Origin of the sequence: Kribbella sp. NPDC051718 (assembly GCF_040681515.1) — a bacterium.
Classification (GTDB): Bacteria; Actinomycetota; Actinomycetes; order Propionibacteriales; family Kribbellaceae; genus Kribbella.
In genome coordinates this window covers 50,488-75,574 of the sequence record NZ_JBFAYZ010000008.1, presented here as the reverse complement: position 1 = coordinate 75,574, position 25,087 = coordinate 50,488, and the positions used below count along the sequence as shown (strand labels likewise).

Annotated in this window: 23 protein-coding genes and 1 pseudogene; 16 read left to right on the top strand and 8 right to left on the bottom strand. The window is 66.4% G+C overall.

Annotated elements, in window-relative coordinates; genetic code table 11:
• Positions 1-118 precede the first annotated feature (118 nt).
• Together AB0M15_RS28185 and AB0M15_RS28180 are read right to left on the bottom strand one after the other, a co-directional pair.
• A complete protein-coding gene (locus AB0M15_RS28185; RefSeq protein ID WP_363824467.1) occupies positions 119-1,141 on the bottom strand; it encodes an NADPH:quinone reductase in 1,023 nt (340 codons plus the stop codon).
• A gap of 403 nt (positions 1,142-1,544) precedes the next feature.
• Positions 1,545-1,778, bottom strand: coding sequence for a DUF6458 family protein (locus AB0M15_RS28180; RefSeq protein WP_363824466.1), 234 nt, complete (start codon positions 1,776-1,778; stop codon positions 1,545-1,547).
• A gap of 348 nt (positions 1,779-2,126) precedes the next feature.
• Here AB0M15_RS28180 and AB0M15_RS28175 point away from each other — a divergent pair, with 348 nt between their 5' ends.
• The gene (locus AB0M15_RS28175; RefSeq protein ID WP_363824465.1) at positions 2,127-3,110 is read left to right on the top strand and encodes a TerC/Alx family metal homeostasis membrane protein; all 984 of its coding nucleotides are present in this window, start codon (positions 2,127-2,129) and stop codon (positions 3,108-3,110) included.
• Between the two features lie 4 nt (positions 3,111-3,114).
• Here AB0M15_RS28175 and AB0M15_RS28170 read toward each other — a convergent pair whose 3' ends face one another.
• On the bottom strand, positions 3,115-3,813 hold the full coding sequence (locus AB0M15_RS28170; RefSeq protein ID WP_363824464.1) for an MFS transporter: 699 nt from the start codon (positions 3,811-3,813) through the stop codon (positions 3,115-3,117).
• A gap of 349 nt (positions 3,814-4,162) precedes the next feature.
• On the opposite strand from AB0M15_RS28170, the gene AB0M15_RS28165 reads away from it, so the two are divergent.
• Positions 4,163-5,050, top strand: coding sequence for a phosphotransferase (locus tag AB0M15_RS28165; protein ID WP_363824463.1), 888 nt, complete (start codon positions 4,163-4,165; stop codon positions 5,048-5,050).
• A 9-nt stretch (positions 5,051-5,059) separates the two neighbouring features.
• Positions 5,060-5,638 (top strand): GNAT family N-acetyltransferase, encoded by a 579-nt coding sequence (locus AB0M15_RS28160; RefSeq protein ID WP_363824462.1) that lies wholly within the window; start codon positions 5,060-5,062, stop codon positions 5,636-5,638.
• A 28-nt stretch (positions 5,639-5,666) separates the two neighbouring features.
• Here AB0M15_RS28160 and AB0M15_RS28155 read toward each other — a convergent pair whose 3' ends face one another.
• Positions 5,667-6,512 (bottom strand): LacI family DNA-binding transcriptional regulator, encoded by an 846-nt coding sequence (locus AB0M15_RS28155; protein WP_363824461.1) that lies wholly within the window; start codon positions 6,510-6,512, stop codon positions 5,667-5,669.
• Positions 6,513-6,598: 86 nt separating this feature from the next.
• Here AB0M15_RS28155 and AB0M15_RS28150 point away from each other — a divergent pair.
• From AB0M15_RS28150 to AB0M15_RS28120, 7 genes and pseudogenes are all read left to right on the top strand, one after another.
• Positions 6,599-7,162, top strand: a pseudogene (locus tag AB0M15_RS28150) (ThuA domain-containing protein); the annotation flags it as partial.
• The gene (locus AB0M15_RS28145) at positions 7,155-8,150 is read left to right on the top strand and encodes a Gfo/Idh/MocA family oxidoreductase (protein WP_363824460.1); all 996 of its coding nucleotides are present in this window, start codon (positions 7,155-7,157) and stop codon (positions 8,148-8,150) included. The pseudogene AB0M15_RS28150 and the gene AB0M15_RS28145, both read left to right, overlap by 8 nt.
• 399 nt (positions 8,151-8,549) lie before the next feature.
• Positions 8,550-9,551, top strand: coding sequence for an ABC transporter permease subunit (locus tag AB0M15_RS28140; protein WP_363824459.1), 1,002 nt, complete (start codon positions 8,550-8,552; stop codon positions 9,549-9,551).
• The gene (locus AB0M15_RS28135) at positions 9,548-10,504 is read left to right on the top strand and encodes a carbohydrate ABC transporter permease (RefSeq protein ID WP_363824458.1); all 957 of its coding nucleotides are present in this window, start codon (positions 9,548-9,550) and stop codon (positions 10,502-10,504) included. Before AB0M15_RS28140 ends, AB0M15_RS28135 begins: the two co-directional genes overlap by 4 nt.
• A 28-nt stretch (positions 10,505-10,532) precedes the next feature.
• On the top strand, positions 10,533-12,194 hold the full coding sequence (locus tag AB0M15_RS28130; RefSeq protein ID WP_363824457.1) for an extracellular solute-binding protein: 1,662 nt from the start codon (positions 10,533-10,535) through the stop codon (positions 12,192-12,194).
• 84 nt (positions 12,195-12,278) lie between these two features.
• Positions 12,279-14,576, top strand: a complete 2,298-nt coding sequence (locus AB0M15_RS28125; RefSeq protein WP_363824456.1) for a glycoside hydrolase family 95 protein — start codon at positions 12,279-12,281, stop codon at positions 14,574-14,576.
• A gap of 48 nt (positions 14,577-14,624) precedes the next feature.
• Entirely contained in the window at positions 14,625-15,659 is a 1,035-nt protein-coding gene (locus AB0M15_RS28120; protein ID WP_363824455.1) for an iron-siderophore ABC transporter substrate-binding protein, read from the top strand.
• Here the strand turns inward: AB0M15_RS28120 and AB0M15_RS28115 are convergent.
• Both AB0M15_RS28115 and AB0M15_RS28110 read right to left on the bottom strand, forming a co-directional pair.
• Complete coding sequence (locus AB0M15_RS28115; RefSeq protein WP_363824454.1) at positions 15,656-16,105, bottom strand: carboxymuconolactone decarboxylase family protein; 450 nt, start codon at positions 16,103-16,105, stop codon at positions 15,656-15,658. The two genes, AB0M15_RS28120 and AB0M15_RS28115, sit on opposite strands and share 4 nt — an antisense overlap.
• Before the next feature lie 26 nt (positions 16,106-16,131).
• A complete protein-coding gene (locus tag AB0M15_RS28110; RefSeq protein WP_363824453.1) occupies positions 16,132-16,737 on the bottom strand; it encodes a hypothetical protein in 606 nt (201 codons plus the stop codon).
• Between the two features lie 120 nt (positions 16,738-16,857).
• On the opposite strand from AB0M15_RS28110, the gene AB0M15_RS28105 reads away from it, so the two are divergent.
• Together AB0M15_RS28105 and AB0M15_RS28100 are read left to right on the top strand one after the other, a co-directional pair.
• Entirely contained in the window at positions 16,858-17,037 is a 180-nt protein-coding gene (locus AB0M15_RS28105) for a YegP family protein (protein WP_363824452.1), read from the top strand.
• A 157-nt stretch (positions 17,038-17,194) separates the two neighbouring features.
• Positions 17,195-18,217, top strand: a complete 1,023-nt coding sequence (locus tag AB0M15_RS28100) for an endonuclease/exonuclease/phosphatase family protein (protein ID WP_363824451.1) — start codon at positions 17,195-17,197, stop codon at positions 18,215-18,217.
• 119 nt (positions 18,218-18,336) lie between these two features.
• On the opposite strand, the gene AB0M15_RS28095 is transcribed toward AB0M15_RS28100, so the two are convergent.
• Both AB0M15_RS28095 and AB0M15_RS28090 read right to left on the bottom strand, forming a co-directional pair.
• A complete protein-coding gene (locus AB0M15_RS28095) occupies positions 18,337-18,981 on the bottom strand; it encodes a response regulator transcription factor (RefSeq protein ID WP_363824450.1) in 645 nt (214 codons plus the stop codon).
• 26 nt (positions 18,982-19,007) lie between these two features.
• Positions 19,008-20,138 carry a histidine kinase gene (locus AB0M15_RS28090; RefSeq protein ID WP_363824449.1) on the bottom strand — a complete coding sequence of 377 codons (1,131 nt, stop codon included), beginning with the start codon at positions 20,136-20,138 and terminating at the stop codon, positions 19,008-19,010.
• Between the two features lie 167 nt (positions 20,139-20,305).
• Here AB0M15_RS28090 and AB0M15_RS28085 point away from each other — a divergent pair, with 167 nt between their 5' ends.
• The 4 genes from AB0M15_RS28085 (at position 20,306) to AB0M15_RS28070 (ending at position 25,018) form a co-directional block, all read left to right on the top strand.
• Positions 20,306-21,988, top strand: coding sequence for a sodium:solute symporter family protein (locus AB0M15_RS28085; RefSeq protein WP_363824448.1), 1,683 nt, complete (start codon positions 20,306-20,308; stop codon positions 21,986-21,988).
• A gap of 12 nt (positions 21,989-22,000) precedes the next feature.
• Complete coding sequence (locus AB0M15_RS28080) at positions 22,001-22,249, top strand: hypothetical protein (RefSeq protein WP_363824447.1); 249 nt, start codon at positions 22,001-22,003, stop codon at positions 22,247-22,249.
• A gap of 100 nt (positions 22,250-22,349) precedes the next feature.
• The gene (locus AB0M15_RS28075) at positions 22,350-23,243 is read left to right on the top strand and encodes a hypothetical protein (RefSeq protein WP_363824446.1); all 894 of its coding nucleotides are present in this window, start codon (positions 22,350-22,352) and stop codon (positions 23,241-23,243) included.
• Positions 23,243-25,018, top strand: coding sequence for a GMC family oxidoreductase N-terminal domain-containing protein (locus AB0M15_RS28070; protein WP_363824445.1), 1,776 nt, complete (start codon positions 23,243-23,245; stop codon positions 25,016-25,018). Before AB0M15_RS28075 ends, AB0M15_RS28070 begins: the two co-directional genes overlap by 1 nt.
• Positions 25,019-25,087: the final 69 nt, after the last annotated feature.

Below are 25,087 nucleotides of genomic sequence, written 5' to 3'. Positions count from 1 at the left end.
AGGAACCACAAATTTAATAGTTAGGAAAGTTTCCTTTCCTAACTCGTGGTTCGCATCACACCACTGTCCGTCAAGACCTGTCAACCCCTCCGGGAATGCGCTTGCCCAGCGAACCGGTTCAGCTCTCGGAGACCGTGATGAGTACCTTTCCGGTCGCGCCCGCCTCGACCGCCTGGTGGGCCGCGGAGGTCTCGGCCAGGTCGAAGGTGTGCAGCGGAAGGCCCGCTTCCTCGCCAACAGGCAGCACTCCGGCGGCGATCGCAGCGCTGACGTCCTCGGCTGCGGCCGAGATGAGCTTCGGCCCCACGCCGTAGAGCAGCAGGAACTGGTAGCGGGCGTTCAGGCCCATGTTCGCGCGGATGTCGAGGTTGAGGGGCTGGTTGCCGTCGTTGGCGTAGATCGCGATGGTGCCGAGCGGGCGGAGTACCGCCAGGTTGAGCTCGTTGTTGGCTCCGGCGGCGACCTCGACGATCACGTCCACGCCGTCCGGAGCGAAGGAACGGATCTGCGCGGCGGCATCGTCTTCCCGATAGTTCACGACGTGATGCGCGCCGGCGGCCTCCGCGTAGGCGGTCTTGCCCGGGCTCGTCGTCGCGATCACTGTGGCACCCGCCCAGCGCGCGAGCTGGATCGCCGCGTGCCCGACCGCGCCGGCACCGCCCGCGACCAGAATCACCTTGCCTTCGAGGGCTCCCGGCGAAAGGCGGGCCGGCCCATCCTCGGCTACCGTCAAGGCGCGATGCGCCGTGATCGCCGGTACGCCGACACTCGCGCCGATCTCGAACGACGCGTTGTCGGCCAGTGGGAACACCCTCTCGACCGGCAACGTCGTGTACTCCTGTGCGGAGCCACTCAGCGGCCGCTGGAACGCCGCCAGCGTGAACCAGACCCGGTCGCCGACCGCGACCTGGTCCACCCCTGCGCCGACGGCGTCGATGACGCCCGAGCCGTCCTGGTTCGGGACCGACTCGACCGCCTCGCCGCCGTACAGGCCGGTACGTGCCTTCCAGTCGGTCGGATTCACCCCGGACACCACGATCCGAACCCGCACCTCGCCGGCCGCGGGTTCAGGAACCTCCCGCTCAACAACCCGAAGAACAGAGTCAGCCGCACCAAGCTGGTCAAAGACAATTGATCTCATACCGCCTACAGCCCCCCAACGCCCACACCTATTCCTGCCCAACCCGACGGCCGCCCGGACCGCCGCGCATGCACAACCCTCGCGAACAGCTGCGACACGCCGCAGCAAGCGATTGCCCGCCCGAGTTAGGTATGCACGCCGAACCGGCTGTTACCGCCGGCAAGCCCAATCCGCGCCGGCGCCACGTCTTGACGCGTTCGGTCGCAGCCGTCGCGCTCGGGGGGCTGCTGTGTCCCGCTTGACAGGAGGTGGTCGCCGACTCGCCCACTTCGTACGCTCAGCCGATGGCCGATTGGCACGCCGGAACCGACTACCTCCTGTCGAGCGGGACACATCTCCCGATGGCCGGAGGTTGCGCAGGTGGTCGGGTGGGGTTCGAGCGGCCGTCTCAGGCGTGGCTGGGTCAGATGCGGGGGTCTCGGGGGTCACGGAGGTCGCGGCGCTCTTCCACGACGGTCGTTTGGGAGGCTCGGGTTCGTTGGCCGTTCAGGAGCAGGACCAAGGCGATGCCTAGGGCGCCGGCGCCCATCAGGATGTAGCCGACCATGGTGAGGTCGACGCCGCTGATCCGGTCCGAGACGGCGAACGCGAGTACGCCGCCGACGGCGAGCAGAAAGATTCCTGCGCCGATACCCATCAGATACCTCCAGTATTCGTGCGCCGGGTACCCGCGGGCGGCGGGTGACGCCCCAACCGTGTACCCGACCTGCGGGAGGGGCAAACGGTGGCGTGGGGCTGGCACTGGAGTCTGTATGCGGTATACGATGCCGAGCAGGACAGGCCGGTTGTGACGTGGTGCACGGCGGAGTGCCGGGGTACCGGGTAGGCTCGGTCTGTTTGTGGAGGGGAGTATTCCTTCGCGGCAGCGTCGTCATCACGGTGAGCCCTTGAGCCCACCCGGTGCTGTCGGTCCGAGAACCTGCGGGCGGAAGAGACCTCCGGACCCGCCCTTGTCGACGTCCGGAGGAATGTCATGGTCTCTGCCGTGCCTGCTCACGTGTGGATCCTCACGATCATCGGTCTGCTGGCGATCGTCGCCTTCGACCTGATCGTGATCGCCCGGCGCAACCACACCGTCACGATCAAGGACGCGACCCGCTGGGTGCTCTTCTACGTCGGTCTGGCCGGCCTGTTCGCCGTCCTGCTGTTCGTCTTCAAACCCGGTGACGCGTCCGGCTCGGAGTTCGTCGCCGGGTACATCACCGAGTACAGCCTAAGCGTCGACAACCTGTTCGTGTTCGTCATCATCATGGCCAGGTTCGCGGTGCCGTCGCTGGCTCAGGACAAGGTGCTCTACATCGGCATCGTCGTCTCGATGCTGCTCCGGGCGGTCTTCATCCTGGCCGGCGCCGCCGCGATCGCCGCGGCCAGCTGGGTGTTCTACATCTTCGGCGCGTTCCTGGTCTACACCGCGGTCCGGCTCGCGCTCGAAGGCGAGAACGACGAGACCGACTTCCAGGAGAACGTGGTCATCCGCGGCATGCGCCGGATCCTGCCGCTGCAGCACGACTACGACGGCGCCAAGCTGGTCACCCGGAACGCGGCCGGCAAGCGGATGCTGACCCCGCTGGTGATCGTGATCTCCGCGATCGGGATGGCGAACGTGATCTTCGCGCTCGACTCGATCCCGGCGATCTTCGGCCTCACCCAGGACGCGTACGTCGTACTGACCGCCAACGCCTTCGCCCTGATGGGTCTGCGCCAGCTGTACTTCCTGATCGGCGGCCTGCTCGAGCGCGTCATCTACCTGAACGTCGGCCTCTCGGTGATCCTCGCCTTCATCGGCGTGAAGCTGATCATCGAGGCGCTGCACGGCTCGCACATCGACGACATCGGCGCGATCCACCTGCCGCACATCGGGATCGCCACCTCGCTCGGCTTCATCGCCGGCACCCTCCTCGTGACGACGATCGCCAGCCTGGTCAAGACCGGCTACGACCGCCGTCGCGTGGAGGCCGAGGTCGACTAGCTCTTCACCTCTTCTGCGGCCGGTACGACGTTGCGCGTATCCGGCCGCAGTCGCAGGCCACCGCCAGGCCGTGTTTGAAGGTGTCGGCCATCTGCTGGAAGGTGTCCCGTTCGGCGGCCGGGGTCGGGTGGAAGTTCTGCTCGCGCATGAAGACGAACAGGAGCAGCGCGAGCAGGATCATCCCGGTGCCCGCCACCTTCATCGGCAGGCTCAGGCTGACCAGCCCGATCGCGCCCGCCGAGACGATGCCGGCGATCTGCGCGCCCAGTGAGATCTGCTGGCTGCGGACGAAGATCGGCCCGACGTTGTCCTCACCGAGTTCGTCGGTGATCCAGGCCTGGTCGGCGCCCGAGGTGAAGGTGTAGCCGAGTCCCCAGATCACCTGTGCCGCCAGGATCGCGAAGAACGCCGGTACGAACCCCTGGAGCAGGAACGAGACCCCGATCAGGGCGAAACCGATCAGCACCGACAACCGCCGGCTGCACAGGTCGGCGACGATCCCGGTCGGGATCTCGAACAGGAAGCAGGCGATCTCCATCGTCGTCCCGACCAGCACGAGCTGGAGCGGGCTGAGCCCGACTTCCTTGATCTGGTAGACGAGGTTGAGGGTGAAGGTCAGCGCGGACAGGTAGGCCCAGACGCCGTGGAAGGCGTAGTAGGTCCGGGCCGGATCGACCCGACGGTAGGCAGGTAGGAACGACATCGGAAGTGAACTCCTGAAAGCTGCACGTCAGTTGGGCATGACAAAGCGCGACCGTTGGAAGGCGACGGTCAAAGCGCCGACGTGACGCACAACGGCACAGCTCGGCGGACCGGGTCGGGATCCTGCTGTCAGCCGGTGGCGGAGGTGCGCTTTCAGGAAGAGGCTTGCATAGCCAGGATGCTAGACCAGAACCCCGGTGACCCGCTGCTGATTTTCGTCACTCGCGGGCGCCGAATACCCGATTGGGCGGCCCCCGCAGGGGTACGATCGAAGAAGCCCGGCCCGGCCGTTCCCCCGTGATGGTCGGGTCGGGTCTCATACTTGCCGGGTGCTCTCCACACTGCGTGAAGTGACCGCACAGCTCGGACTGGTGATCGAAAGTTTCGAAGAGACCCGGGCGACCGACGCGGAGTCGGTCGGGAACGGGAACTGGCTGGGGCGGACTGCGGCGGGGGAGTGCCTGGTGATCAGGCGTTATCACGTGTTGCGGACCGAGGCCGACCTTGCTTTCGAGAGCGCGGTGCTGCGTCATCTGACCGGCAAGGGCTGGACCGTGCCGGCGCCGGTCGCGGGGCCGGTCCGGTACGACGACCGGTTGTGGGCGGCGACCCGGTTCGTACCGGGTAAGCCGCATCCGGCGGAGACCGCCGGGCAGGCCGAGGAGCGAGGGTCGATTCTTGCGCGGTTGCATGCGGACCTGCGGGAGCTTGAGCTAGGTCAGCGGCAAGGGTTCTTTCAGGCTTGCGATTTGGAGGCGATGGGAGCCTTTCAGGATTGGGATGCCGGCGTCGCTGCCTTGCGCACCGAACGCGCTGACCTGGCCGACTGGGCCGAGGCGGCGATGGTCGAGGCCGGGCAGGTTGTTGCTGAGAGCAACTTGTCGACATTGCCACAAACCATCGTGCACGGTGACTTCGCCGAGTGGAATCTGCATTTCGTCGACGACCGGCTGAGCGGCGTGATCGACTTCGACCTGGTGCATGCCGACAGTCGGGCGTGGGAGTTCGTGATCGCCCGGGTTCATCGATCACCGGGTCTGCTCGACGGCTATCAGCGAACTGCGACCGAGCTCGGCATCCCGTTGACCGAGCAGGAGTTGGCTGCGATCGACCCCCTGCAACGCGTCCTCCGGGTCAACATGGTGATGGCCGAGCTCTGGGCAGGACCTCGCACCGGGCGTTTCGACGTACCGACGATCGAACGGCAGCTGTCCCGTACTGGCACCCTCAAGCCGTAGGCTCGCGGCATGCCCGTCCTCGTCGAACCGGCCCTGTCCACCGGAGTTCTCAGCGACAAACCGCAGCCCCGGCTGAAGGCTGACGAACTGGTACTCCGGCCGTGGCGCGCCGCCGATGCGCCGATCGTGAAGGCTGCGTTCGACTGTCCGGACATCCAGCGCTGGCACGTTCGCCGGCTGGACACCCTCGAGGAAGCCGTCGAGTGGACCGGGCAATGGCCGCTGCGCTGGGGTGCCGAGGAAGCCTTGAGCTGGGCCATCGTCGACGACGCCGACGAGCCGCTCGGACAGGTCGGCCTACGCAGCATCTCGTTGGCGGAGGCCGCGGCAGGCGTCTCGTACTGGGTGTTGCCGGCCGCACGCGGACGAGGTCTGGCCGCACGGGCCGTGGAAGCTATGTGCGGCTGGGCTTTCGGCGAGGTCGGCTTCAACCGGTTGGAGAACCATCACTCGACGTTGAACGAAGCCTCCTGCCGGGTCGCGGACAAGACCGGTTTCGCCCACGAAGGAACGCTGCGGCGAGCGATCAAGCACGCGGACGGCTGGCACGACTGGCACGTCCACGGTCGCCTCCGCACGGACGGCTAGCTCCGGCGGCGAGCGACGCGGGCGCCGGTTAGCGGGGGCGTGCGGTCGAGGCTCCGGGCTCCAACGTGCAGGGGTGGAGTTGGGGTGCGGGGAGCGCGCCGGGGGTTTCGAGGTGGTCGATCAGGGCGTCTACGCCGAGGCCGCCGAGGATGGCGGCGGGGGCTCGCATCAGGGTGAGCTGCGGGTTGGCGATGGCGGCGAGGCCGGGCGTACCGAAGTACAGGATGGACAGGTCGTCAGGGACGACGCGTTCCGTCATCACTCCGAAGGTGGCGAGCTCGTTCATCATGATCACCGCAGTGATCCGCGAAGGTAGGCGGAGAGCCCGTCCTGCGGCGACAGTCGGTCGATGCCCCAGTCCCTGCAGGTGATCCAGCGCAACAGCGATGCTCTGCTCGAAGTCGATGTCCACATGGATGAACCCGGCCGGATCCGCAGTACGCCCGATCAACGCGAACGGCGTACCGGCCGCGGACAAAGCGTCGACTCGCGCGTCCTCCAGCAGCACCTCCATCAAGACAACGCCATCCACCAGCCCCTGCCCGACGAGTTCACCGATCTCGTCCCCGTCGTTGTCGACTGGCCACAGCACCAGGTGATACCCCCGCGCCCGCGCCCGCGCCGCCCGCGACGCACTGGTGATGAACTCGCTGCCGAAGCCCGTGTCCAACCGCGGATGAGCCAGCGCGATGATCCTGGTACTCCGTGCCGCCAGCGCCCGAGCGAGCACATTGCGGTGGTACCCGAGCTCCGCCATCGCCGACTCGACCCGGTCCCGCGTGGCCGGCGTGACGGGCTTGGTGTTGTTGAGCACGAAGGACACGGTCGCGATCGACACCCCCGCCCGTTCGGCGACATCGCGGACCGTGGCCATCCCGCATACTCCTCGACTAAGTCTTGACATGAGCGCCGGCCTCGCGGCTAGGCTCCAAGTTAACCGTTTTACCGCCACCCATGAACCTGACCGACGAGGTGCTGGCCGCGACCGACGTACTGGTCTGGTGGGGTCACGCGGCCCACGAAGACGTGTCGGACGAGGTCGTCGAGCGCGTCCACCAGCAAGTGCTCGCCGGAATGGGACTGGTCGTCCTGCATTCCGGCCACTGGTCGAAGATCTTCAAGAAGCTGATGGGGACGACCTGCAACCTGCGCTGGCGGACCGATCGCGACCGCGAGCTGGTCTGGACCGTCGACCCGACCCACCCGATCGCTCAGGGTGTGTCGCAGCCGATCGAGATCGAGGCACAGGAGATGTACGGCGAGTTCTTCGACATCCCGGTGCCGGAGGAGCTGATCTTCGTCAGCAACTTCAGTGGGGGACAGGTGTTCCGCAGCGGCTGCACCTTCCGTCGCGGCCACGGGCGGATCTTCTACTTCTCGCCCGGCGACCAGGAGTACCCGGTGTATCACCACAAGGACGTCCGCAAGGTGATCGCCAACGGCGTCGCCTGGGCGGCCACCGACCGCGCGATCCGCAAGGCCCCCACGCTGGAACGCCACGAAGTAGGAGACTTCAGTGTCTGAGCCCTTGCGCGTCATCCAGGTCGGCGCCGGCGCGATGGGTCGTGCCTGGCTGCACAACCTCGCCAGCAATCCCGATGTCGAGCTGGTCGGCCTGGTCGACATTGATCTCGAGCACGCCCAGCGGGTGAGTGAGGACGAACTTGCCGCCCTGGTGCCGGTAGCCACGAACCTGACCGAGCTGAAGGACGTCACGGGCGCCGAAGCGGTCATCAATGTGACCGTCCCGGCCGCGCACAACCCGGTCAACGAGGAAGCATTGCGCGCAGGGCTACCGGTGCTTTGCGAGAAGCCGATCGCGCCGACGGTCGCCGAAGCGCAGTACATCGCCAAGGTCGCAGAGGAGACCGGGCAGTTGCTGATGATCAGTCAGTCGCGCCGGTACCTGAACCAGTTCACCGCGCTCTGCGAGACGGCCGCCAAGCTCGGACCGATCTCCGTCGTCTCCTGTGAGTTCGCCAAGGCCCCGCATTTCGGCGGCTTCCGCGAGGAGATGGCGTTCCCGCTGTTGCTGGACATGGCGATCCACCAGTTCGACTCCGCCCGGGCGCTGCTCGGCGAGGATCCGGTCGCTGTGTACTGCGAGTCGTTCAATCCGCCCTGGAGCTGGTTCGCCGGTGACGCGGCGGCGACCGCGATCTTCGAGTTTCCCAGCGGCGCCCGGTTCGTCTTCAACGGCAGCTGGGTCAACCCGGGACTGGAGACGGCCTGGCACAGCCGCTGGCGGGTCGGTGCAGAACGCGGGACGGTGCTCTGGGACGGCGAGAACGCTCCGGAGACAGGCGATCCACAGCAATCGATTGCCGTCGGCAACGCTCCGGAAGAGATCGCCGGCTCACTCGCCGAGTTCATCCACTGCGTGCGAACCGGTGCAGCGTCCAGTACGCCGGCGAGCAGTAACGTGCAGAGTCTGGCGATGGTCGAGGCCGCCGTCAGTTCCGGAACCGCGAAACGCCGGGTCGCCCTTGCCGAAGTCCTCGGCGATCATTGAGACTTCAAGTCTTGACATAAGCGGCAGACAGCGATTGACTGCGATATAGTTCACCAAGGAAATAAAGTCAGGGCACCAGGTTCCGGGTCGCAGCTCAGAGTGACTCCACCTGGCGCACTGACGGCCGCCCAGGTCCCGTGGAATCCACGGGACCTCGTGGCGTTTGTTGCTGGGGGCAACAAATCGTTCCGGCTTGTGGGGTAGGCCGGAAATCCTTTGTGGGCAAGGCCGGAGCGGTCATGGTCAAGGTCCGGTATCGACAGTGAATGTTGCTCTTCCACTCATCGGGGTTCTGTGTCATTCTCCCGGTGGAAGCCGACATCCTATCGGATATCGGTTTGGCTCCGAGAAGTCAGCGGGCCGTCACGGTAAGTGCGGTACCACCGAAGGGACGCAGGTGTGAGCGGAACGATCGAGGTGAAACCGGCGCCGACAGCGCCGGCGCTGAATCAGGCGGTGAGGACGCCACGGAAGATCCCGCGGCCGAGCCGCTGGACCGAGGCGCGGCGCAGTTTCCGCCGGCACTGGCAGCTCTACCTGCTGATCATCGTTCCACTCGCGTACTTCGTGATCTTCAAGTACATCCCGATCTCGAACGCGGTGATCGCGTTCAAGGACTACAGCCCGATCAAGGGTCCGTGGGGCAGCCCGTGGATCGGCTTCAAGAACTTCGAACTGTTCTTCCAGAACCCGGTGTTCTGGACCCTGGTGAAGAACACGTTCTTCCTTGCCGCCTACACCGTGCTGGCCAGCTTCCCGATCCCGGTCATCCTGGCCATCGCGCTGAACGAGATCCGGGTCGGCGTCTTCAAGAAGACGGTGCAGCTGGTCACCTACGCGCCGTACTTCATCTCGACCGTGGTCGTGGTCTCGATGACGATCCTGGTGCTCTCGCCGCAGCTCGGCTTCGTGAACGACGCGATCGGCCTGTTCGGGATCCCGAAGGTCGACTTCCTCGGCAAGCCGGACTACTTCCGGCACATCTACGTCTGGTCCGACGTCTGGCAGACCACCGGGTACTCCGCGGTGATCTACCTGGCCGCGCTGGCCGGGATCGACCCGGCGCTGCACGAGTCGGCCCGGATCGACGGCGCCAGCCGGCTGCAGCGGATCCGGAACGTGGACCTGCCCGGCATCATGCCGACCGCGGTGATCATCTTGATCCTCGGCGTCGGCAACATCATGTCGATCGGGTTCGAGAAGGCCTACCTGCTGCAGAACCCGCTGAACGCCTCCCAGTCCGAGATCATCGCGACCTATGTCTACAAGACCGGCCTGCTGAACGCCGACTTCTCGATGGCGACCGCGATCGGGCTGTTCAACTCCGTCATCAACCTCGTCCTGCTGGTGATCGTGAACTTCGTCGCCAAGCGGATCACCGGGAACGGACTGTGGTCATGAGCGTCACTCTGGAAGGAATCCGGCGGACCGGCCGGCGGCAGGGACCGCAGGGGTCGCAGCGGACCGCGATCGAGGAGACCCGCACCGACAAGATCTTCCTGGTCGGCGTCAAGATCATGCTCTGGATCGCGCTGATCGTGGTCGCGGTGCCGCTGATCTACATCGTGGCCAACTCGTTCAGCAGTGCGTCGGCGGTCAGCGGCGGCCGGGTGCTGCTCTGGCCGATCGAGCCGAGCATCAAGGCGTACCAGGAGGCCTTCAGCGATCCCCTGATCATGAAGGGCTACCTGAACTCGTTCATCTACGCGATCGGCGGCACGCTGATCAGCGTCACGCTGACGATCGCGATCGCCTATCCGTTGTCGCGCCGGACCTTCTTCGGCCGCAACGTGATCATGAGCGCGCTGATCTTCACCATGCTGTTCTCCGGCGGCCTGATCCCCACCTACCTGGTGGTCCAGGACCTCGGCATGCTGAACACCCGCTGGGCGATGGTGATCCCGAGTGCGATCGGGGTCTGGCAGGTCATCATCGCCCGGACCTTCTTCCGCTCGACGATTCCCGACGAACTCTACGAGGCGGCCACCATCGACGGGGCCAGCGACCTGCGCTTCCTGTGGTCGATCGTGCTGCCGTTGTCCAAGCCGGTGATCGCGGTGATCGCCTTGATGTACGCGATCTTCCAGTGGAACAGCTACTTCGACGCCCTGATCTACCTGAAGGACCCAGGCCTCTACCCGTTGCAGATCGTGCTGCGCAACGTGCTGATCCTGAACACTCTCTCCGGGTCGACCACTACCACCAACCTGGCGCAGCAGCTCGAACAGCAACAGCTGGCCAATGTTTTGAAGTACGCGCTCATCGTCATCTCGAGCCTGCCCGTACTGGTCATCTATCCCTTTGTCGCCCGCCACTTCACCAAGGGCGTCATGGTCGGCGCAGTCAAGGGCTGAAAAGCCCATCCAGAAAGGAAACACCGTAATGCGCTCATCCGTGCGCACGGCCACCGCACTCCTCGCGGCCGGCCTGCTCGCCACCCTGGCTGCGTGCAGCTCCGACAAGTCCGACGGAGCTGCCAACGAGACGACGGCCGACGGCAAGACGATCATCGACGTCTTCACGCCGGCCGACCAGACCATGAACCTGGACACCAACTCGGTGACCAAGATCATGAGTGACAAGTTCAAGCTCCAGTTCCGCTGGCAGACCACCACGTTCGACGCCGGTCCGGCCAAGGAGAAGCGGCAGATCTCGCTGGCCAGCGGCGACTACCCGGACCTGTTCTTCCTGATCCCCTGGGTCGACGGCTTCAGCAAGGCCGAGGTGCTGAAGCTCGGTCAGCAGGGTGTCGCGGTCCCGCTCGAGCAGCTGATCAAGGACAACGCCCCGAACATCCAGAAGTTCCTGGACGAGAACAAGTCCTACAAGGAGGAGTCGACGACTCCGGACGGGCACATCTACGCGCTGCCGCAGTGGGCCGACTGCTACCACTGCAGCTTCCCGAACAAGCTGTGGATGAACTCGACCTGGCTGAAGAAGCTGGGTCTGCAGCAGCCGAAGACCCCCGAGGAGCTGCGCACCGTCCTCAAGGCCTTCAAGACCCAGGACCCGAACGGCAACGGCAAGGCCGACGAGATCCCGCTGACCGCGGACACCCAGGACGGCACCCTGATCTCGTACCTGATGGGCGCGTACGCCTACCCGCCGGTCGGCGCGAACAACGGCGTCCAGGGCCTGATCACGCTGAACGGCGACAAGGTGGTCACCCCGCTGACCAGCCCCGAGTGGCGCGACGGACTCAAGTTCATCGCCTCCCTCTACAAGGAGGGCCTGATCGACCAGGGCGCGTTCACCCAGAACGCGGCCGCGCTGCAGGCGCAGGGCAACGACCCGAAGGCGGTCCGGATCGGCTCGGCGTCGATGCTGCACCCGTACATCTTCGTCCAGTCCGACTCCAAGGACGGCCGGGACAAGCAGTACGACGCGGTCCCGCCGCTGACCGGCCCGAACGGCAAGAGCTACGCCGGTGAGCAGTACCTGCCGACGCTCAACTACACCTTCATGCTGACCAACAAGGCCAGCAAGGAGGCGCAGGTCGCGGCGATCAAGATGCTCGACTACATCTTCTCCGACGAGGGCCAGATCATCACCAACAACGGCCCGGAGGGTGTGGGCTGGACCAAGCCTGCTCCGGGTGAGGTCGCGCTCGACAAGGACACCAAGCCGCTCTACAAGCCGGTCCAGAACGCGCCGAAGAACATCAGCTGGGGTGCGCTCGCGCAGTACCACAACGTGCTCGCCTTCCGGAACGCCCAGGTCACACCGCTGGACATCTACACCGGTGCGGGCTACGAGCGCCGGTTGTTCCAGGCGACCCAGGAGTACGACAAGCACGGTGACCGGGCCCAGGTGTTCCCGCAGGCCGTGGTCTGGCCGGACCCGAGCCTGAGTGGCGAGCTGGCCACGCTGCAGACCAACCTGAACAACTACGTGACCCAGAACCAGCTGGCGTTCATCACCGGTTCGAAGAACCTGGACACCGATTGGGACGCGTACGTGAAGGGTCTGGACAGCACGGGTATGCCGCGCTTCCTGGAGATCAACCAGCAGGCCTACGACAAGTACAAGGCCGGCTCCAAGTAACAGCCACACCCCCCTCCGGCCGTACCGGGAGCTCCGTCCAGCTCCCGGTACGGCCGTCCCTCTGCTCTGAAGGGTGCTTGCTGTATGTCGCACGAACTGTGGTTTCGTACTCCGGCGCCGGACTGGTTCGAGGCGTTGCCGGTCGGCAACGGGCATCTCGGTGCGAAGGTGTTCGGGCGGGTCGCCGACGAGCGGATCGCGCTGAACCTGGATGACGTCTGGTCGGGCGCGGGCGCTCGCAAGCTGGCGGTGACCGACGGCCCGGAGGTGGTCGCCGACATCCGCCGGCTACTGCTCGAGGAGGGCGACCGGTACGCCGCATCGGAGCGCTCCCGTGCGCTGCAAGGGCCGCTCGTCGAGTCATACCAGCCACTGGGCGACCTGCTGATCACGTCGCCGGGCGAAGTGGGCGGGCCAGCCGGCGACGGGGCGGAGTACCGGCGGTCGCTGGATCTGCGGACGGGGATCGTAGCGGTCGACTACACCCGCGGGGAGGTGCGGTTCCACCGCGAGACCTATGTGTCCACGCCGGATCAGCTGATGGTGTGGACGATCGAGGCCGATCAACCCGGTGCGATCGACGTCGACCTCGCCTTGACCAGCCAGCACCCGATCAGCCTTGATGCCGCGGGGGAGACGGCGACGATGGTCGGGCATGCCCCGTCCGATCTCACCATCGAGTACCGGACCAGCGCCGATCCGATCCGTTACGAGGAAGGGCAGGGGATCGGCTTCGGCGTCGTCCTGCGCGCCTTCGCCACCGGCGGAACGGTGACTTCGGGTGAAGCGGGGTTGAGTGTTCGTGGCGCCGACAGCCTGACCGTTCTGTTGTCAGCAGCAAGTACTTTCCAAGGCTGGTCGGTCGCCCCCGGCTCCGATCTTTCCGTTGCGTTGCTAGAGGCAACTAATCTGCTGGACGCCGTCGACCTCGGCGAGCTCAAGCAGCGGCACCTCGACGACCACATCAGCCTGTACGGCCGCGCCGGCCTCACGCTCGGCGAGCCGGTCGACCTGCCCACCGGCGAACGCGTCCGCGCGGTCGCTGCCGGTGGTACGGACCCCGGACTGAGTGCGCTCATCTTCAGCTTCGGGCGCTACTTGTTAATGGCGTCCTCCCGGCCCGGCACGCAGGCCGCCAACCTGCAGGGCATCTGGAACGAGGATCGCCGCCCGATGTGGGCGAGCGACTGGACCAACAACATCAACACCCAGATGAACTACTGGCCCGCCGACGTCACCGGCCTGCGCGAGTGCTTCGACCCGCTGACCGACCTGCTCACCGGCCTGGCCGAGTCCGGTTCCGAGACCGCCCGCATCCTGTACGACGCGCCCGGCTGGGTCTCGCATCACAACTCGGATCTCTGGATGGCGACCTGGCCGGTCGGCGACGGCGGTGACGATCCCGTCTGGTCGATGGCGGCCACGTGTGGGGTCTGGCTCTCCGCGCATCTGATGGAGCACCACCGGTTCCACCCCGACCTCGCTTTCCTGCGGGACAAGGCCTATCCCGTGCTCCTCGGAGCGGCGGAGTTCGTGCTCTCGATGCTCGTCGAGGATGGCGAGGGGCGGCTGCAGTTCATCCCGTCGACGGCGCCCGAGCACCACTTCTACGTGCCGACGGGCGAGAAGGCGTCCGTCGACCTGACGACGACCTACGACAACTGGCTGATCCGCGAGTTGGTCGCCGACGTCGTCGAGGCCGAGACGGCGCTCGGGTTGTCGAGCGAGATCGCCGCGCGCGGGCAGGCCGCAGTACTGCGGTTGCCGTCGATCGAGATCGCGGACGACGGCCGGATGATGGAGTGGCAGACCGACTGGCCGCCGTCCGAGTTCGACCATCGCCACCAGTCCCACCTCTACGGGCTCTACCCGGGCGCACAGATCGACCCGGCCAGTACGCCGGAATGGGCGGCGGCTGTTGCGAAGTCTCTCGCCGTACGGACGTCCGGTCGGCCGCCGGGCGGTTGGACCAGCGCGTGGCTGATCGCCCTGTACGGCCGTCTGTCCGAGCCTGAGAAGGCGGCGGCCGTCCTGCGCGACTACACAAGCCGGCTCGTCTCGGACAATTTGCTGCACCGCGATGGAGACATCTTCCAGATCGACGCGAACTTCGGGCTCACGGCGGCTATCGCCGAACTCCTGATCCAGAGCCACACGGATGTGATCCATCTCCTACCTGCGCTGCCGGCCGAGTGGCCGGATGGCTCGTACACCGGGTTGAGGGCCCGCGGGGGGCTCGCCTTCGACGTGACCTGGGCGGGTGGACAGGTGCAGAAGGTGGTGGCGACAGCCGAGGTCGCAGGCACCTTCGCCGTGCGGATCGCAGGTGGCAGGACGGCTGAGATCACCATGTCCGCAGGGGAGACGAGAGATATCTCTTAGGCTTGCCTATCCAAAGTTGTTGTAGCCTCAATCAACGGCTTCGGACAGATGGGAACGCTTGTGATGGGAACGGCTCGGCGGCTGGTCGCCGGTGCGGTGCTGATGACCGTGGTGCTGGCGGGATGTGGCAGCAACGACAAGAAGTCGGCGGACACCGGCGTCGGGGACACCGACGTGGCGACCGGTGGGCGGCTGTTCTCCACCGCCGACGCGGAGACCGCCAAGCTCGGCTCGGACGCGCAGCCCGGCGTCTTCCCGCGGACGGTCAAGCACGCACTCGGCGAGACCAAGATCGAGAAGAAGCCCGAGCGGGTCGTCGTGCTGGACAGCGGCGAGCTGGACGACGTGCTGGCTCTCGGCATCACGCCGGTCGGGATGGCGACCAACTCGGGGCAGACCGGCGTACCGAGCTATCTGGCCGACAAGGCGCAGGGCATCAAGACGGTCGGCAACGTCAGCGAGCTGAACCTCGAGGCGATCGCCGCGCTGAAGCCGGATCTGATCCTGGGCTCGAAGCTGCGCGCCAACGACCTCTACTCCAAGCTGTCCGCGATCGCGCCGACGGTCTTCAGCATCCGGCCCGGGTTCCCGTGGAAGGAGGACTTCCTGCTGGTCTCCGAGGCGGTCGGCGAGGAGACCAAGGCGGTTCAGGTGCTGAACGACTACCAGAAGCGTGCGACCGAGGTGAAGGGCAAGATCTCCGGTTCGCCGACGATCTCACTGGTCCGGTTCCGGCCGGGCGAGATCCGGCTCTACGGCAACCTGTCGTTCATCGGCGTGATCCTGAAGGACATCGGCCTGCCGCGGCCGAAGGTACAGGACGTCCAGGACCTGGCTGTGGAGGTCTCCGAGGAGAACATCGGCAAGGCCGACGGCGACTGGATCTTCTACTCCAGCTTCGGACCCGCGACCGGCACGAAGGAGAACCAGGTGGTCGGCGGGGCGATCTGGAAGGCGCTGCCGGCGGTCAAGGCCGGCAAGGTCGCCCGGGTCGACGACGAGGTCTGGTTCCTCGGCCTCGGCCCGATCGGTGCGATGGCCACCCTGGACGACCTCGAGAAGTTGCTCGGCGGCAAGAGCTAGTCAGCCTTGGCTTCGCCGCCCACGGGCAGCAGTCCGCGGGCGGCGAAGACCTTCTTGGCGGTGAAGATCGCGTTCAGCGCCTTGGGGAAGCCGCAGTAGCCGGCCGCGTGCGTGAGGGCCTCGACGATCTCGGTGGGGGTCAGGCCGACGTTGAGGGAAGTCCTGACGTGCACCTCCAGTTGCGGCTCGCAGCCGCCGAGTGCGGTGAGGATTCCCAGCGTCACGAGCTGTCGCTGCTTGGGGTCGAGGCCGGCGCGCGCGTAGATGTCGCCGAAGCCGAACGCGACGATGTGGTGGGCCAGGTCCGGCGCGATGTCGGCCAGTGCCTCCATCACGGCGGGGGCCGAGCCGCCGTCGACCGCGTTCAGGACAGCGGCGCCACGGTCGTACCGGGCCTGCTCCTCGGGGCTGTCGATGCTCGGAGCCGGCTCGAAGGGTTCAGTCATGCTTCGCACGGTAGGCGGTCGACGGTCTACTCCGGGACACGGCCGCGGTCGGTGACCGGGATGTGTGGCGCATATCGCTTCACGGCCGCGAGCAGGGCGTCGAAGTCGAGCGGTCTGCCCATGATCGCTTTGGTACCCGGCCAGTGCCGCGACGGACCCCAGGACTTCGAGTTGCTGCCCTCCGGATGGGTGATGACGACCAGATACGGCTCCCAGCCCTCGCCGTCCTCGCCGTGGTCCCAGTGCCGCTCCACCCGGCAGATCCCGTGCACCTCGCCCCAGGGCAGCGTCTGCGGTTGGTCGCCACCGAGGTAGACGCGGTCGTTGTCGAGGCACAGCAGCACGTCGTCGGAGTCGGATTCGCGGCGCGACTCGGTCGTGGTGATCGCGCCGACCAGGATCAGGATCGGCAGTCCGATCGCGAAGATCAGCGGCGCGCCGCCCCAGGACAGCCAGATGGCCTCCAGCGGTCTGCGCATCGGAGAGTCGTTGAGGACGGCCCACACGACGGCGCCGACGGTGAGCAGGATCTCGAGGGCGACGAGCAGCGCACCGAAGTACAGGATGGACAGCGTCGTGCCGAGCCCGGTACGCCGTACGACGAACGGCTCTGTAGTCGTGTCCTCACGCATATCCCGCATTCTGGGCCGGTCGGGGGTCGCGCGCCAGAAGTCGCGACGATTCCGGTAACACCCGTGCCTCTTGGGGAGATAGTCAGGCGTAGGACGACCCGTGACCAGAGAGGGTGGATCGTGGCGGCCAAGTTCGAGGTCTACAAGGACGCGCGAGGTGAGTACCGGTTCCGGCTGAAAGCGCCGAACGGCCAGATCATCGCGAGTTCCGAGGGGTACAAGAGCAAGGATTCGGCGCTGAACGGCGTCGCGTCGGTGAAGAAGAACGCCGCCGACGCGGTCGTCGACGACCAGAGCTGAAGGCATCCCGGCCGCAGATCTGTTGCCATTGGCAACGGGTCTGCGGCCGTACCTTAGGACGGTGCGGTGGTACCAAGGGATGAAATGAGCCCGCCGTCGGGATGATCCGGGTCGCCCCGCCTTTGGTCCGGAACCGTCGTGGGCAAGAATCGACCTCATGTCCGACCGCCAGACACTGCCCAACCGCCGCAAACCCGGAACCGGCCGCCGCAAACCGGGTGCCTCCTCGCGTTCCGCTGCTCGACGGCAGCGTAAGGGCGGTAAGTGGCGTCGCGGCTGGATCATCGCGGTCCTGGCGCTCCTGGTGACGCTGCCGCTGCTGTTCCACCGCCGGATCCCGAACTCGTTCGGCAACCTCGGCAGCCTGGTCGACACCTTCCTGCCGTGGGTGGGGGTCGCCATCCCGGTGCTCGCCATCGCGGCGATCGTTCGGCGCTCGGCGACCGCGGGGGTCGCGCTGCTGGTGCCGACGCTGATCTGGGGAATGATGTTCGGGAACGCGCTGGTTCCAGGCAAGGGCGGGGGCGCGTACGACGTACGGGTGCTGTCGCACAACGTGGACGCGGCGAACAAGGATCCGCAGCAGACGGCCGCGGATCTGCTCGCCGCCGATGCGGACATCGTCGCCCTGGAGGAGATCACCGCCGCGGACCTGAAGGTCTACAAGGCTGCGTTCGCCGATACCTATCCGCATGTGGTCGCGCGGGGGACGGTAGCGCTCTGGTCGAAGTTCCCGGTCGAGGAGAGCGAGTCGGTCGACGTGGGCTTCGCCTGGACGCGCGCACTGCGTGCCGAGGTCGCTACGCCTGAGGGCAAGGTCGCTGTGTACGTCGCACATCTGGCGTCGGTCCGGGTCGGCACCAGCGGGTTCACGTCAGACCAGCGCAACAACACCATCAAGCAACTGGGCCAGCAGATCGCCCAGGAGAAGGTCGCCGGTGTGATCGTGATGGGCGACTTCAACGGCACCGCCAACGACCGCAGCCTGGCGCCCCTCACCTACGGCCTCCGCTCAGCCCAAGGAGCCGCCGGCTTCGGCTTCGGCTTCACCTGGCCCGCAAAGTTCCCGATGGCCCGAATCGACCACATCCTCGTCCGAGGAGTCACACCTACGAAGGCGTGGGTCATGGACTCGACGGGCAGCGACCACCGCCCGGTGGTAGCCGAACTCCGCATCTGACGCGCGGTGGGGTGGCTCGGCGCGGGGGTTCCCGGCCGGCCGGCCCAGCCGGGCTGGCAGGTTTTGGTGCCGCTGGCGTGATGCAGCGCGCCAGCGGCGCGATAACCCGCTAGTGCTCGTCAGGAGTCGGCGAGGCCGTGGCGGTAGGCGTAGCGAACTGCCTCGGCTCGGTGGCGGGCGCCTATTTTGGCGAAGGTGTTGTTGATGTGGGTTTTGACGGTGGTTTCGCCGATGAAGAGTTGTTCGGCGATCTCGGTGTTGCTGAGGCCGCGGGCGATGAGTTTCAGGACTTCGCTTTCGCGGGCGGTCAGGCCGTCGTTGCGGGGGACCGGCGTCGGGTTGAGGCCGGCGATCAGTTTGCGGGATACCTCCGGGTCGAAGGTCGACTGGCCCGCGGCCGTCGCATGCAGCGCGGCTCCGATTTCCACCCGACCTGCGTCCTTGGTCAGGTAGCCGCGCGCTCCAGCTCGCAACGCCAGCGCGATCGACTCGTCGTCCGCATAGGTCGTCAACACCAGCACCGCAACCTCCGGGTACTCCGCGGTGATCCGCGCCGTCGCCTTCACCCCGTCGAGCACCGGCATTCGCAGATCCATCAACACCACATCCACGTTGCCACCAGCAACAATCTCGATCGCCTGCACCCCGTTGCCGGCCGCGCCAACCACCTCGACCCCATCGATCAACCCGAGCAACGCCACCAACCCTTCCCGCACCACCTGCTGATCATCCGCTACCACCACCCGCACCAACTGCTCAGGCATCCGCAACCACCACCCGCACCAACTGCTCAGGCATCCGCCACCTCCGCGATGACCAGCCAGCCGTCGCCGTCCGGTCCGGCCTCCAGGCTGCCACCGACCAGGGCCAGCCGCTCCCGCATCCCAGCCAACCCGAACCCGGCCGGCCCAGCAGTACGGGAACCTTGTCCCACGGCAGCCGGGTTGCGGATGGCCAGTCGGATCGTGTCGTCGTAGGTCAGCCTGACATCGATCGGTTGGCTGGGAGCGTGTTTGCCAGCGTTGGTGAGCGCCTCTCGAGCAGCGCCCAGGAGCGCGACGGTGATACCCGAGGCGATCGGGCGGGGAGTACCGGATGTCGTCACAGTCACCTTTGTCTGGTGGTCCTTTTCGTGCTGGTCGGCTTGAGCGCCCAAGGCTTCGGGGAGGGCGGGCGCTTCATCGGAGCGGAGAGCGGCGACAGCGGATCGCGCTTCGACCAGGCCTTGGACGGCCAGGCGGCGGGAGCGGCGTACTCGGTCCAGAGCACCGGCGGTGTCGTTGCGATCGGCAAGGAGGGCTTCGGCCAGCTCCAGTTGGACTGACAGGGCACCCAGCGAGTGGGCCAGTACGTCGTGGAGATCACGGGCGATTCGACCGCGTTCGTCGAGGGCCGCGGCCCGGGCGTGTTCCTGTTGGGCCAGCTGGGTCTGCACGAGCAGCTGAGCAGTCTGACGAGCCTGTACTTCGTACTGCCGGCGATTGAGCCCGAACGCGACCAGGATCGCGATCCACATCAGCTGCGTCAGGTACCAGCTGGTCGAGCGGTCCCACCACCAGGCGGAGACGGCGACCGCCCCGGCGCAGCTGAGTCCGACGGCGATGATAGGCCGGTTGCGCCAGGGATGCGCCATCACGGCGACGTCGGTGAGCGGGACGAGTACCAGTACGAGCGCGTTGGACCCGGAGACTCCAGTGACGAGTGCCGAGCTGATCGAGGCATACGCGAGGAACCCGAGCGCCCAGTGCGGCCGCCAGTTCATCAGAAAGGTACCGGCGAGGAAGGCGACCAACCCGGCTCCGAGCACCACCCAAACCCACCGCTGCTCAGGCCGCGCCGTCGCCAGCACTCCGATCGACACGGCCGACGTCATCGCCCGCCCGAGCCACCCGGTCTCCCCGAAGATCGCCCTCGTGTTCACCACCCCGAGGGTAGGAGACGGCGGCGACGTTTCGATCCATCCTGGGATGGACATCGGGATGGAGACCTCGCCCGGCGCGGTCGGGTGGGCTTGTGTCGGTGCGGCGGGGTAACGTTCCTCACCGGTAGCGTCACTAAGCGTCATGACGACGATGCGGAGGCCGGCTTGTGTTAGCGCAAGACTCGATCCTGCGGCTGGATGCCACAGCGATCGACTACATCATCATCGCGTTGTACTTCACCTTCGTCCTCGGCATCGGATACCTCGCCAAACGCGCGGTCTCGAACAGCCTCGACTTCTTCCTCTCCGGGCGATCACTGCCCGCCTGGGTGACCGGCCTGGCGTTCATCTCGGCCAACCTGGGCGCGATCGAGATCATGGGCATGTCGGCCAACGGCGCGCAGTACGGGATGCCGACCGTGCACTACTTCTGGATCGGCGCCATCCCGGCGATGCTGTTCCTCGGCGTCGTGATGATGCCGTTCTACTACGGCTCCAAGGTGCGCAGCGTGCCGGAGTTCATGCTGCGCCGGTTCGGTAAACCCGCCCACCTGGTGAACGCGATCAGCTTCGCCCTCGCGCAGGTGCTGATCGCGGGCGTGAACCTGTTCCTGCTCGCGACGATCGTCAACGTGCTGCTCGGCTGGCCGATCTGGCTGTCGACGATCCTCGCCGCCGTGATCGTGCTCAGCTACATCACCCTGGGCGGGCTGTCGGCCGCCATCTACAACGAGGTGCTGCAGTTCTTCGTGATCGTGGCCGCGCTGCTGCCGCTGACCATCATCGGCCTGCACAAGGTCGGTGGCTGGCAAGGGCTGGTCGACAAGGTCACGGCCGCACCGAAGGGTGGCTCCGAGCAGATTCACGCCTGGCCGGGCAACCAGCTGAGCGGCTTCACCCAGGACTGGCTGTCCGTGGTCGGGCTGGTGTTCGGTCTCGGTTTCGTCCTGTCCTTCGGATACTGGACGACGAACTTCGTCGAGGTCCAGCGGGCGCTCGCGAGCAAGAACATGTCGGCCGCCCGGCGGACCCCGATCATCGGCTCGTTCCCGAAGATGTTCATCCCGTTCATCGTCATCATCCCCGGCATGATCGCCGCGGTCTCGGTGCCGGAGCTGCAGCAGTTCAAGCTCGACGGCAGCGGGTCGGTGACCTACAACGACGCCCTGCTGCTGCTGATGCGCGACCTGCTGCCGAACGGCATGCTCGGGCTGGCGATCACCGGTCTGCTGGCCTCGTTCATGGCCGGGATGGCGGCGAACCTGAGCTCGTTCAACACGGTCTTCACCTACGACCTGGTCGAGCGGTACATCCTCAAGGACCGCGACGACGCGTTCTACCTGCGCCTCGGCCGCTGGGCGACCGTCGGCGGCACCATCGTGGCGGTCGGCACGGCCGCGATCGCGTCCGGCTACAGCAACCTGATGGACTACCTGCAACAGCTGTTCTCGTTCTTCAACGCGCCGCTGTTCGCCACCTTCATCCTCGGTATGTTCTGGAAACGGATGACGGCGACGGCCGGCTGGGTCGGCCTGGTCTCGGGGACGTCGACGGCGATCCTGGTCTTCATCCTGTCCGAGAACGGCGTGATCAACCTGCCCGGCCAGGGTGCGAGCTTCGTCGGGGCCGGTGCGGCCTTCGTCGTCGACATCCTGGTCAGCGTCGTGGTCAGCCTGGTGACGAGACCGAAGACCGACGCCGAGCTGAAGGGGCTGGTCTATTCGCTGACCCCGAAGGAGGACCGGACCGAGGTCGCGCAGGAAGGCGATCACGGCTGGTACCGCAAGCCGACCGTACTGGCCGGCATCTCGCTGGCGCTGGTCGTCGTCCTCAACGTCGTCTTCGGATAGGAGCAGCTCGAGATGGCAGAGAAGAAGAAGGCCGGAGCCTTCGACATCCGGATCGTGATCGCGGCGCTGATCGCGATCTACGGCGTGCTGCTGACGATCCTCGGCATCATCGCGAAGCAGTCGGAGGTCGACAAGGCCGACGGCATCAACATCAACCTGTGGGGCGGCCTCGCGATGCTCGTCTTCGCAGGCATCTTCATCCTGTGGGCGAGGCTGCGGCCGATCGTCGTACCGGTGGAGAAGGCCGAAACAAGCGAGTGACCTGTCGGCACCACTGGTCGTTGTAGGACCAGTGGTGCCGGTGGTCCTTCCCTGAAGTGGGCTTCCGGCGTGACCCCCATTTCACTGCGAAGGACCCCGTATGCCTGCTGCAGTTCCTCTTGCCCGAAGGGCCTTCCTGGCCCGGATCGGCGTCCTCGGCGCGGCACTGGGTGGGGGCGGACTGCTGACCCGCAGCCTGCTCAACCCCGCCGACGCCGCGACGAACCCGCTCCTCCCGCCCGCGGTCGACCTCGTCCGCCCTGTCCTCGCGGCGCTCGCCCGCGACACCCTCAACGGCCTGACCGCCTTCTGCCTGCCCGGCCCGGACCAGTACTCCCGGACCCAGCGCGCCTCCAGCAGTACTCCGGGTGCGATGGAGGCCGGCGCGACCGACTTCATGATCGCCGCGCTCGACAACTTCGTCCCGTTCCCCGACGCGCTCGCCCAGCCGATCAGTGCCGCTCTGGTGACGGGACTGGCCGACACGGGCATCAGCCTGCCGGGTCTCGAAGTGCTCCCTGCCGAGCTGCGTAGTCTCGACCGGGCGTTCGCCGCGATCCTGCAGAGTGACGAGGCGATCCCGTTGTCGTTCCCGATCGCCGGCCTGCTCAACCTGATGGCGACCCAGGTCAATCCGGCCGCGGTCAACGGCCCGCACCTGTCACCGTTCGCGCGACTCACGTACGCCGAGAAGGCGAAGGCGTTCGAGCTGATCGAGAAGACCGACTCGGACCTGGTCGCGTTGCTGGACGTGCAGTTCCCCGAGCCGTTGAAGGAGTCCGTGTCGGGGCTGCTCAAGTTCGTCGGCGGCGCGCTGATCGAGTTCGGCACCTTCGGCGCGTACGGCGAGTTCGCAGTACTGGACCGGAAGACCAAGACGCTGCGCAAGCGGCCGGTCGGCTGGACTCTCACCGGTTACCAGCCGCACGGGCCCGTCGAGGGCTGGGACGACTTCATCGGCTACTACCAAGGGCGTAAAGAGGTGCACGACTGATGCGCGACGTGATCATCATCGGAGCCGGCGGTGGTGGACCGGTGGTCGCCAAGGAGCTGGCCGCGAAGGGGCTCGACGTCCTGCTGCTCGAGGCCGGACCGCGGCACGCGAAGCCGCGCGAGGAGTGGTCGACGTTCGAGGAGGACGCGAACAACCCGCTCACCGGGTACTTCCGGCTCGGCCCGACCGACCGGTCCAAGCCGGCCTGGTACCGGGAATGGCCGCAGAACTCGTTCGTCTGGCAGCTGTCCGGGGTCGGCGGCACGACCCAGCACTTCTACGGCAACTACCCGCGCGCATACCCCGGGGTCTTCAAGGGGTATGACGGCGCCGACCGCAACGAGTACGACGTGAACCACCGGTTCCCGTTCACGTACTCGGAGATGGTCCCGTACTTCGAATGGGTCGAGGCGATCATGCCCGTCCAGACGGCCGCGATGGGACACAAGGAGCAGCTGTTCTTCAAGGGCGCCGAGACCCTCGGGCTGCCCGTCCAGACCACGAAGACGACGCTCAGGCAGTCGTACCGCCCGCAGGAGAACGCGATCCTGCAACCCGGTGGCACGGCCGGCAAGACGACGGACAAGAACCTTCTCAACTACCCGCAGGCGACCGGTTGCACCTTCTGCGGCTACTGCTTCCAGGGCTGCATGCGGCCGAATGGTGCCCCACGCAACCAATTCGCCAAGCGGTCGACGGACAACAGCTACGTCCCGATGGCGCTGACCGCCGAGGTCTGGTCGCGGGGCGGCAAGCCGGTGGAGTTGATCGCCGACGCGTACGTGACCAGGGTGCACACGGAGTCGCGGCACGGAGTACTGACCGCGTCCGGTGTGACGTGGCGGGACAACGTGACGGGTGACGAGCACCGTGAGGACGCGAAGGTCGTCGTGATGTCCGGTGGGTGCACCGAGAATCCACGGCTTTGGTTCAACAGCGGGCTGCCGAACCAGAACGGCTGGGTCGGGCGCGGGTACACCGATCACTTCTTCGACTGGATGATCGGGTCGTTCGACGACTACACCGGCAACCCCAAGGGCGTCGGGTCGAGCGCGCGGCTGGACTACCCGCCGTATGGGGGTCTGGAGAACGTCGGGCTGCCGCCGGCGCTGAACGCGTTCGCCGGCACGCTGTCGGACAGCGGGATCCGCGGACAGTACAAGAACGGCCGTGGGCAGACCGGGCCGTGGGACGGACCGGCCGGACGGCTGATGGGGCCGGAGCTCAAGGAGGTGCTGGCCGGTGGCATCGACAAGCTGCTCACCGTGCTGGTGATCACCGACGACGACGTCGAGGCGCAGAACCGGGTCACCACGTCGGCGCTGCCGGCCGACGAGAACGGGCCGATCCCGAAGGTCACCTTCCAGCAGCGCAAGCGCACCAAGCGGACCCTGAACAACCGCGAGGTGATGGCCCGCAAGGCCGCCGAGCTGCTGCGCGGGGCCGGCGCGAAGAAGGTCTACCGGATCGATTGGGCGCCGCTCATCCTGCACGTCCAGTCGTCGATGCGGATGGGTGAGTCCGAGCAGAACTCGGTCCTCGACTCCCGCGGCGAGACGCGCGCGGTCAAGCGCCTCTTCATCGCCGACAACTCAGCCCTGTCCAACGGCCTCGGCGGCCCCAACCCAACCCTCACCAGCCAGGCCCTGGCGACGCGGACCGCCGAGAAGATCTTCGAGACGTACTTCGACGGCGACCCGTGGGTCCGCACGGAGTCTCCGGTGGTCTCGACGGATCCGCGGATCAGCGTCCGGCTGGGCCAACTGGGGTTGTAGAAAGTTGATTTGAACCGATCCAGAAAACCTTACGTGCTGTTGGTCGAGGGCACTGAAGACCAACTACGA

Excerpts from the sequence above, each read along its gene's own strand:
- AB0M15_RS28070 (WP_363824445.1), top strand. The coding sequence starts at position 23,243 with ATGCGCGACGTGATCATCATCGGAGCCGGCGGTGGTGGACCGGTGGTC.
- AB0M15_RS28080 (WP_363824447.1), top strand. The coding sequence starts at position 22,001 with ATGGCAGAGAAGAAGAAGGCCGGAGCCTTCGACATCCGGATCGTGATC.
- AB0M15_RS28170 (WP_363824464.1), bottom strand. The coding sequence starts at position 3,813 with ATGTCGTTCCTACCTGCCTACCGTCGGGTCGATCCGGCCCGGACCTAC.
- AB0M15_RS28180 (WP_363824466.1), bottom strand. The coding sequence starts at position 1,778 with ATGGGTATCGGCGCAGGAATCTTTCTGCTCGCCGTCGGCGGCGTACTC.
- AB0M15_RS28130 (WP_363824457.1), top strand. The coding sequence starts at position 10,533 with ATGCGCTCATCCGTGCGCACGGCCACCGCACTCCTCGCGGCCGGCCTG.
- AB0M15_RS28160 (WP_363824462.1), top strand. The coding sequence starts at position 5,060 with ATGCCCGTCCTCGTCGAACCGGCCCTGTCCACCGGAGTTCTCAGCGAC.
- AB0M15_RS28120 (WP_363824455.1), top strand. The coding sequence starts at position 14,625 with ATGGGAACGCTTGTGATGGGAACGGCTCGGCGGCTGGTCGCCGGTGCG.
- AB0M15_RS28110 (WP_363824453.1), bottom strand. The coding sequence starts at position 16,737 with ATGCGTGAGGACACGACTACAGAGCCGTTCGTCGTACGGCGTACCGGG.
- AB0M15_RS28100 (WP_363824451.1), top strand. The coding sequence starts at position 17,195 with ATGTCCGACCGCCAGACACTGCCCAACCGCCGCAAACCCGGAACCGGC.
- AB0M15_RS28135 (WP_363824458.1), top strand. The coding sequence starts at position 9,548 with ATGAGCGTCACTCTGGAAGGAATCCGGCGGACCGGCCGGCGGCAGGGA.
- AB0M15_RS28185 (WP_363824467.1), bottom strand. The coding sequence starts at position 1,141 with ATGAGATCAATTGTCTTTGACCAGCTTGGTGCGGCTGACTCTGTTCTT.
- AB0M15_RS28155 (WP_363824461.1), bottom strand. The coding sequence starts at position 6,512 with ATGGCCACGGTCCGCGATGTCGCCGAACGGGCGGGGGTGTCGATCGCG.
- AB0M15_RS28125 (WP_363824456.1), top strand. The coding sequence starts at position 12,279 with ATGTCGCACGAACTGTGGTTTCGTACTCCGGCGCCGGACTGGTTCGAG.
- AB0M15_RS28115 (WP_363824454.1), bottom strand. The coding sequence starts at position 16,105 with ATGACTGAACCCTTCGAGCCGGCTCCGAGCATCGACAGCCCCGAGGAG.
- AB0M15_RS28095 (WP_363824450.1), bottom strand. The coding sequence starts at position 18,981 with ATGCCTGAGCAGTTGGTGCGGGTGGTGGTAGCGGATGATCAGCAGGTG.
- AB0M15_RS28075 (WP_363824446.1), top strand. The coding sequence starts at position 22,350 with ATGCCTGCTGCAGTTCCTCTTGCCCGAAGGGCCTTCCTGGCCCGGATC.